The following is a 7,335-nucleotide window of genomic DNA, read 5'->3' as shown; positions in this document are numbered from 1 at the left end:
GGACCAAGCACCGAGGCAGTGTATTTGCCTGAGGTGGTTGGAAAAGGGGCCGCACTCGAAGGACGACCACCAGCACTCAAATCACTCGTTACTACAAGCATCAGTGTCGCCCATAGGGGCGGCGCTTTTGCGACGCTCGCGCACAAAAATAAAGGTATCTTTGTGGAGCCTTGGGGGCCTTACGCCGCACCTCCAAATTGCGCCCTGTATTTCATGCCAACGGTATCGATGTGGATTGGTTGGCACTGTCTCGAAGTCACAGTACGACCCGACGGCCGCTCAGGAGTGAGGTGCGCACAGACCGCCGGCACGTCGACCAACAACGCTTTTAGCTGAGGTTGAGCCGTGAGTTGGCAAAGCGGCTCGGCCGGCCTCTCTGAGGGGCGGCAGCGAGGGATTGCGGGTGTTGACGGGGTGCATTCAGCTAGGGCCGATTTGCGGACAGTACTTGGGGGCACCCCGCTGAAAGCGGCCGTCCCCAGAAATCGGCACTTAGAGTTTTGCGTGTTCTTGCAGCATCACGATCTATATACCCATCCAACAAGACTCTTCCAAAGACCATAGGGTGCCAAGGGAACCAATTTGTCGCTCTTTCTCATGGACTATTTTCAGCAACTCCTTGTTCAGACGCTCGCCAACCTGCCGATGATGGATTTCCCGATGAGCCGTGGGCGTCATTGCTGCGCAGTTCCTAGGGCCCTCTAGTCCGCCATCGGCGCGACGATTGATGGGCTATACCTCCAAATTGGGAAGTCCTGGCGTTGTTAAGAACGATGCTGGATCGCCGGTTTGTTCGCAAAAGCCATTTGCCCTCGCAAGCATGTATCGCCGTATAGCTACGCTCCCTAGGCGACGACGTACCTTGGCTTCTTTCCAGTTATCTGCATCCTCTGGCAAAACGGCGTTGAAAGCCTGCTGACGTAGCTCCGACAACGTAACTCCCCGCGATATCGGCAAATCGATTTCGTCTTCTTCGTTGAATGCCGTTACTGCTCCACTGCCAATCGGCAGAAGGTGAAACCTGATAGTCTTGCGCAGGTCGCCGTCGCGGTCGGGACCTTCTTGAAAGTCGTAAGTAGCGCACTCAAATTCACCAATGAATTTAACGGGCTGGCGCTTTCCCAAAGCCTCGAGCAGGAGAAGCATTTTGCCATCTTGGACGTCGCAGTGCACCCATTCGAGGATTTCTTGCATTACAAAACTTCTATGCCGCTCTGGAAAGATCAGAGATGCCCGCGTAATTAGGACAAAGAAGCCTGAGGCAAACGGAGAGCGGTTCAGTCGGTTAATCACTTTCCTGATCCCGAATACTCACCTAATAAGAGACCGCAGATTTGGAAACTGATTCAGCATTCGACGCACGCGAAACGGGGTTCGCAGCGCTCATCCAGGAGTTGGACAGGAAAAGCCGCTTGGGCGAGTCTGTTACGCTGGGTGACACAATCGACGATGCGGGCGCACGGATGCATGGGGCTGCGATCCTATTGATGGCGCTGCCTGAATGCATTCCCCTGCCCATACCCAGCTTCGGGGCGATATTGGGCGTGCCTCTGATTGCCGCTTCCGCGCATTTGGCACTTTACGGCGAACGAGGAGTGCTGCCAGCTCGCGCCCGCAGTATCACAATACCGCACCGGATGATCGCGGTGATGTCACGTTATCTGATCGGGCCGCTTCGCTGGGTCGAACAGATGAGCCAACACAGGCTGTCGGTGCTGGCACGCCGTGAACGACTCATCGGACTCTTATGCCTGCTGATGTCGCTACTGTTGCTCCTGCCAATCCCGTTTATAAACGCTCTGCCTGCCATCGCACTTGTGTGCCTATCGTGGGGGCTTATGCAGCGCGATGGGCTATTTATCGGCGTGGGGATCTTCGTTTCAGCGACCGTTGTACTGACCCTTTTTACCATGGCTGATCTATTTGCATCGCTCCTCGATTGACGGGCCGCTGCCGAAGCCAATCAAGCCAATCACATATCAAAATCTTGGATAATTCAGCCCGACTCGAAAAGAGCAATCCAGCTGCTATAGTGCGTTTTAAAAGCGGATTTTTGGGGGATATCTAAGTCCGCCGCAAGGCCAGCCTGTCAGATTAACAACTCTTAGTATGAGGAGCATTAGTGCGGTCACCAGACATGGGGAGATGCTTGCGCAGCATTTGGTAGCCGGGGAATGCCCCAGGAAGAGACGCGGTCGAGCATGAAAGTGGTGCTTCAGTTCGTCAAGATGGAACGGCTCAAGCGCCGCAGTGGCACCGCCAGCTTGATCACTATTATTACACTTGCACTCTAAGCCTGATATAATGCTAGTTCAAAGTCGTTAAGATAGAATAGTTGATCAATATAGTCAGGCTTATTCGGTGTAAGGAAAACCATTTAGAACACAGGAGTGCAAACCATGAAGAACCCAGAAGACATGACGGTTGCGGAGATAAAGGCACTGCGAGACACACTCAACAGGCTGGAGAACGCTAAGCTGCAAGAGGAGATTTCCAATGTTAAGAAGGCAGCAACTGACTTGATTGAGAAGGCTGGCTACACAGTGGCGCAGGTTTTTGGTGGCGCTAAATCTAATGGAAAAGCGACTCGTTTGAGAGCAAAGGAGAAGATGAAATATCGTGATTATTTTGGTAAGAACTTCGTTCGGGCTGATGGTAACTGGACAGATGAAGAGAAGTCTGAGTACACCCAGAACTACATCGACTGGAAGCAATCGAACCCAGAGTAAGGAGAGGATATAGCACCATGGTAGATATCTACAATATGACGACAGTCGAACTAAAAGAGCTGCGTGAGAAGATAGACACTATAGAATCTGCGAAGCGCAAAGATGAGATTTTAGCAGTAAGGAAGGCCTGTGTAGATCTTATCACGGAAGCAGGCTTTACTGTGGCGGATATCTTTGGCGGGGGTACCAAGGTCAAGTCAACGGGTACTGGGCAACGTGCAGCTAAGATCAATTATATCGATGATGAAGGTAAGCACTGGAACCGTAAGTCTCGTGTATGGACAGACAAGGAAGCTGCCAAATATCATGAGAACATGAAGAACCATACGATGTAAGAGAAGGCACCCTCTTGTGTAGATCATTGGGGGCAATCCAGTTTAACGGGAGTATCCGACACTCTGGGCGTGTCACGCGGAGTGGGTCTGTGCCATCCAAAGCAAACCAACCATAAGCAGCGTGGATGAGACCGCACAAGCCATCGTGCGGACGGTGTTCCAGAGCGTCCAGCGAGGGACATAGACGCGATGCCAGTAGTCGCGGGTTACGTCGTCGGACAGGTCCATGCCCGCGAGCGCTTGGTTCGTCGGCACATTGAATGCGATCGTCACTCCAAAACAGCCGATGAAATAAATCACGTCGGCAGGAGCGATCAAGGATGCCCCCGGCCCGCTCAGATGGACCATGCTGCAGCCAAACACCAGAATTGAGACCAGCGCGAGGCCCAGAAACAGAGACATAAATATCCAGCGGAAGACTTCACGGTTGATGACTTGCATGGCTTCGATGCCACCTATGCCATCTGTGTGGGTAAGAGACCGCATTATGAAGTCCGAAAAAGCGAGAAAGACACCACCGACCAGCGCATAGGCAAGAAGGGTAAATTGGGCGAGAAGGAAAAACCAGACAGACATGGGACCGTCCTTTCGTAAATGTGTGTGGGAGAGGTGGAGCGCTGAAGCGCGCCCCAGTAATTTCAATGCATGATTGCGTAGAGGAGCGTCGTCTCGCAGTGGCTGTCCGCCCAAAGATCGACGACAGAAAGCTGGCTTTTCCACCGGCCGATGACCTGTCCTGCACAGTCATCTCGGATGCCCTCTATCGCGTAGCGGTAGGCAAGATTGGCATTCTGGAATTCGACTGCTGTCAGGCCTTCCATGAGGCGATCATTGAAGGTTGGCATCAGCCCAAAGACTGTACGCGGACATCGAAGACATAGTCGCGCGTGATGATCACGTCCTGTCGGTTTCCAAGGACCGACACATGGCCGGAAAGAAAGTGGTCAAAATCATAGGCCAGTAAGATTTCGAAGATTCCGAAGTAGGCGTTTATATCGGAGGTCGTCCCAAAGTTCATGAACGGCGCTTCGCCGGGCGTGATCGTGTCGATTGCCATCAGAAATTTTTCCTTAGGCAGGAAGATTGTAACGTCGGTGTCTTCGGCGTGGAATTTTGCGGCTTTAAGCTCGATCTTGACCCCGTCGATTGTCATATCCAGTGCCGCATCGAAGACTTGTGTAGGGGCCAAGATACCCTCAAGCGGGAAGTCTTTCAGCGTCTTCGCCACTTTGGCGGCTGTCACGACTTCAAACCCATCGATGTCGCCAAAGTTGTAGCCGCCGCCGTTATGGTCGCGGTGGCCATGGCTCATGATAAGATGCGTGATCGACATATCGGGCGCCGTCATTTCGATCACCGTCCGCAGGTTTTGCCCAAAGCTTGGCGGGGCGTCGAGGACAACCACGCCGTCGTCGGTCACGATAAAGGCAGACTGGTAGACAAGGTCAGTGACGAAGAAGAGGCCTGGCTCGATCTCGCTGACATGCAGGCCGAAATTGGGATTAATACCGGCCGCACGCGCGCGCATTTCGGGCAGTTCGCAGGCAAAGTGCCGGAAGCTGTCGGGATGATCGACCTCGAGTGAAATCGTGTTTGCAGGATTGTGGTCAGGTCTGGCCATGGATGCCGGCGCAAAGCCAGTGATGGCCGCGACCGCAATCGCGGAAACGGTGATTAAGCTATTCATTTTGAATTCCCTTGATTTGGTTACGATGGCCAAGGGATAGGAAACTGCGGCGCCAACAGTATTGGCTGCTGCGGCCAAGGAATTGACCGCCGCTGCCAAAAATAGCCGTCTTAGGTCTTCAACTTCTCTTTGCGATAGGTTGCCGGCGTGTGCCCGACCCAGCGTTTGAAGGGGCGGTTGAACGAGCTTTGCTCTGAGCAAACCTGTCAGAAAGGCTATCTTGGCAAGAGAGGAACGTTCATCTCTCAGCAGGCCTTCGGCAAGTTCACGGCGCGTGGTTTAGGTCAGGTTTTGGAAGGTCATTGCGTCCTTTGCAGGGCGCCTGTGCAGAGATCGCACACTCATCCCAAGACGCCGGGCGATCTCGTCCATCTTGGGCAGTCCCTCACCAAGGGCGCGGGCAATGAAGTCCTTGGTGTGCTCGATCAGCGACCCCATATCGCCCATCAATTCCATTTCACGGTCGGGGTGCCCAAGCAGGAAGTCCGTGATCCCTTTGTCACCGAGTTTGTTGGAGGCAGTCAGGACGTCGGGTGAGATCAGCAGAGCATCGCGATCTGAGCCGAAGTAGACCGGGCATCCAACGAGCTTCGATTGGCGTCCAGCAAGGTACCCTCAGGCGAAAGTAGGCCAATGAAACCCTGCACGAGATCACAGATGCCTCGGTTTTGATCACTGCCAAATTTGATATCCAGTGAAGATGACATCTAGCGCCTCTCAATCTGGGGCAATTGGGTCGCTTTATAGCTGCAAAATCTAGCGTAACATTAAGTAGACATTTACCAAATGCAACGCCTTCGTTGACAGGTTGCCGGTGCTTTTGGGGTCCTGGCCTGTTCCTCCTGAATGACCCAGTTTCGAGATTTATGGGTGATAGGCCAAGGCTAGGTAGTCACAGGCGTATTGGCTGAGGTAATTGATGATGCTGTTGAGCGGCAGTCAGCTGTTGATGCGCTTTACATCTGTTGCAAGCATGTAGCCAATCCCACGCACCGTTTTGATCAGCAGCGGCGAGGTCGGGTCCAGTTCGATTTTCCTGCGCAACCGGGCTACCTGATTGTCAATCGCGCGGTCCAGCGGTGTCCATTCGATGCCATGCAGCAAATCCATGATCCTATCGCGGGACAGCATCCTCTTTGGATTACGCAGAAAAATTGCCAGCAATTGAAAGTCCCCGCTGGTCATCTCAACCCGCGCGCCGGTACGATCCAAAAGTTCGAAGCGATCCAGATAGGCAGTCATCCCATCGAAGGTTACAGCTTCTTCTGCCTCAGGCTGGATTTCCGAGGGTTCGGGCACGGTCAACTGCGGATTTTTTGTGGTACCCGTGCGTCTCAAGACGGAGCGCACACGAGCCAAAACTTCACGGACATGAAATGGTTTGGTGATGTAGTCGTCTGCCCCAAGTTCAAGACCAACAACCCGATCAATAACATCATCGCGACCTGACACCACGATGATAGGGACGTCTGAGTGCTGACGGATACGCTTCGCGATTTCCAGTCCGTTCTCTCTCCCCAATTGAAGATCAAGTGTCACAAGCTGCACATTGTGAGAATGGATTGCATTAAGAGTTCCGGCCTCGTCTTCTGCTTCAATGACATCGAAACCGTCACCTTCCAGACATCTCCGCAGGAGCATCCTCATCTTGGACTCATCATCCACGATAAGGATTTTGTCTGAACTCATAGGTGTGTCCCTTGCTGAGATGGATGTACGTAGGGTGACGCCTTAACGCCTAACAATACTATTGTTCATCGAAATAGCATAGAATTACAAATCTTTACATAGCGTCCGCACTCCGACTTACAATTGTGGGGCATGGATCTCCCAATAGAACTGGGAGACGACCAATGCACATTTCTAGGGCAACCGACTTCGAAAATCCGACAACGCCAATTTCATCCGCTTTTATTCGCGGCAACCGCTCGAAAACTTTTCAGACGCGCAAGCTGAAAGCGGCGCAAACCCTATTCCGCGAAGGCGATGCTGCTCGACACATCTATGAAGTTACCAGCGGGGTCGTTCGGGTGGCCAAGGTTCTTGAAGACGGTCGGCGGCAGGTTATCGCATTCGGATACCCCGGCGATATTATAGGCTTTCCCCAAGATGGCCTGTATCATACCGAATGCGATGCAATTTCATCCACCGAAGTCGTTGCACACAACATTAGAGATCTCGAAAGTGGAGAGCACAATCCCGAGCTGCATCAGCGATTGGTGATGGCCGCGCTCAAAGAGATTGGTGCCATGCAGGATCATTTCATGATGCTTGGCCGGAAATCAGCCAGCGAAAAAACAGCATCGTTTCTGGCACTCCTTATGGAGCGGACTGGCAAGCCTGTGGGGACATACACTCATTTTGAATTTCCGATGACCCGGGCGGATATCGCAGACTTTCTGGGGCTGACTGTCGAGACGGTGAGCCGGACCATCACAAAGTTCCGCAACTCAAAGATGATTGTCTTGGAAAGCTCAAAATCGGTGATCGTGCTTGATCAGGACGCCTTGTGCAACATGGCCGCGTAGCGACCGCGTCGCCTGAGCAGATCGCTCAGGTCGTAATCATAACTTCAGAAAGCACT

10 protein-coding genes are annotated in these 7,335 nt (G+C 52.9%); 4 read left to right on the top strand and 6 right to left on the bottom strand.

The genetic code is table 11. The annotated features are described in order from the left end of the window. Nucleotides 1-732: 732 nt before the first annotated feature. Entirely contained in the window at nucleotides 733-1,194 is a 462-nt protein-coding gene (locus tag AC221Y_RS17245; RefSeq protein ID WP_299750234.1) for a hypothetical protein, read from the bottom strand. 140 nt (nucleotides 1,195-1,334) lie between these two features. Here AC221Y_RS17245 and AC221Y_RS17240 point away from each other — a divergent pair, with 140 nt between their 5' ends. From AC221Y_RS17240 to AC221Y_RS17230, 3 genes are all read left to right on the top strand, one after another. Then, nucleotides 1,335-1,943 (top strand): exopolysaccharide biosynthesis protein, encoded by a 609-nt coding sequence (locus AC221Y_RS17240; RefSeq protein WP_299750237.1) that lies wholly within the window; start codon nucleotides 1,335-1,337, stop codon nucleotides 1,941-1,943. 456 nt (nucleotides 1,944-2,399) lie between these two features. Next, complete coding sequence (locus AC221Y_RS17235) at nucleotides 2,400-2,729, top strand: H-NS family nucleoid-associated regulatory protein (RefSeq protein WP_299750240.1); 330 nt, start codon at nucleotides 2,400-2,402, stop codon at nucleotides 2,727-2,729. 17 nt (nucleotides 2,730-2,746) lie between these two features. Continuing rightward, nucleotides 2,747-3,064, top strand: a complete 318-nt coding sequence (locus AC221Y_RS17230) for an H-NS family nucleoid-associated regulatory protein (RefSeq protein ID WP_299750243.1) — start codon at nucleotides 2,747-2,749, stop codon at nucleotides 3,062-3,064. A 72-nt stretch (nucleotides 3,065-3,136) separates the two neighbouring features. On the opposite strand, the gene AC221Y_RS17225 is transcribed toward AC221Y_RS17230, so the two are convergent. The 5 genes from AC221Y_RS17225 to AC221Y_RS17205 form a co-directional block, all read right to left on the bottom strand. Then, nucleotides 3,137-3,640, bottom strand: coding sequence for an anthrone oxygenase family protein (locus AC221Y_RS17225; protein WP_486707843.1), 504 nt, complete (start codon nucleotides 3,638-3,640; stop codon nucleotides 3,137-3,139). A gap of 62 nt (nucleotides 3,641-3,702) precedes the next feature. Next, nucleotides 3,703-3,885 (bottom strand): hypothetical protein, encoded by a 183-nt coding sequence (locus tag AC221Y_RS17220; protein WP_299750249.1) that lies wholly within the window; start codon nucleotides 3,883-3,885, stop codon nucleotides 3,703-3,705. Nucleotides 3,886-3,908: 23 nt separating this feature from the next. Beyond that, a complete protein-coding gene (locus AC221Y_RS17215) occupies nucleotides 3,909-4,751 on the bottom strand; it encodes an MBL fold metallo-hydrolase (RefSeq protein WP_299750252.1) in 843 nt (280 codons plus the stop codon). A gap of 279 nt (nucleotides 4,752-5,030) precedes the next feature. Then, nucleotides 5,031-5,207: a hypothetical protein gene (locus AC221Y_RS17210; protein WP_299750255.1), complete on the bottom strand. Its 177-nt coding sequence runs from the start codon at nucleotides 5,205-5,207 to the stop codon at nucleotides 5,031-5,033. Between the two features lie 483 nt (nucleotides 5,208-5,690). Continuing rightward, nucleotides 5,691-6,440: a response regulator gene (locus AC221Y_RS17205; RefSeq protein ID WP_486707842.1), complete on the bottom strand. Its 750-nt coding sequence runs from the start codon at nucleotides 6,438-6,440 to the stop codon at nucleotides 5,691-5,693. A 164-nt stretch (nucleotides 6,441-6,604) separates the two neighbouring features. Between AC221Y_RS17205 and AC221Y_RS17200 the strand changes: the two genes are divergently transcribed. Next, nucleotides 6,605-7,279, top strand: coding sequence for a helix-turn-helix domain-containing protein (locus tag AC221Y_RS17200; RefSeq protein WP_299753959.1), 675 nt, complete (start codon nucleotides 6,605-6,607; stop codon nucleotides 7,277-7,279). The last annotated feature ends 56 nt before the right edge of the window (nucleotides 7,280-7,335 follow it).

Source organism: Boseongicola sp., from assembly GCF_057460485.1.
This window is presented reverse-complemented; position numbering and strand designations above follow the sequence as displayed.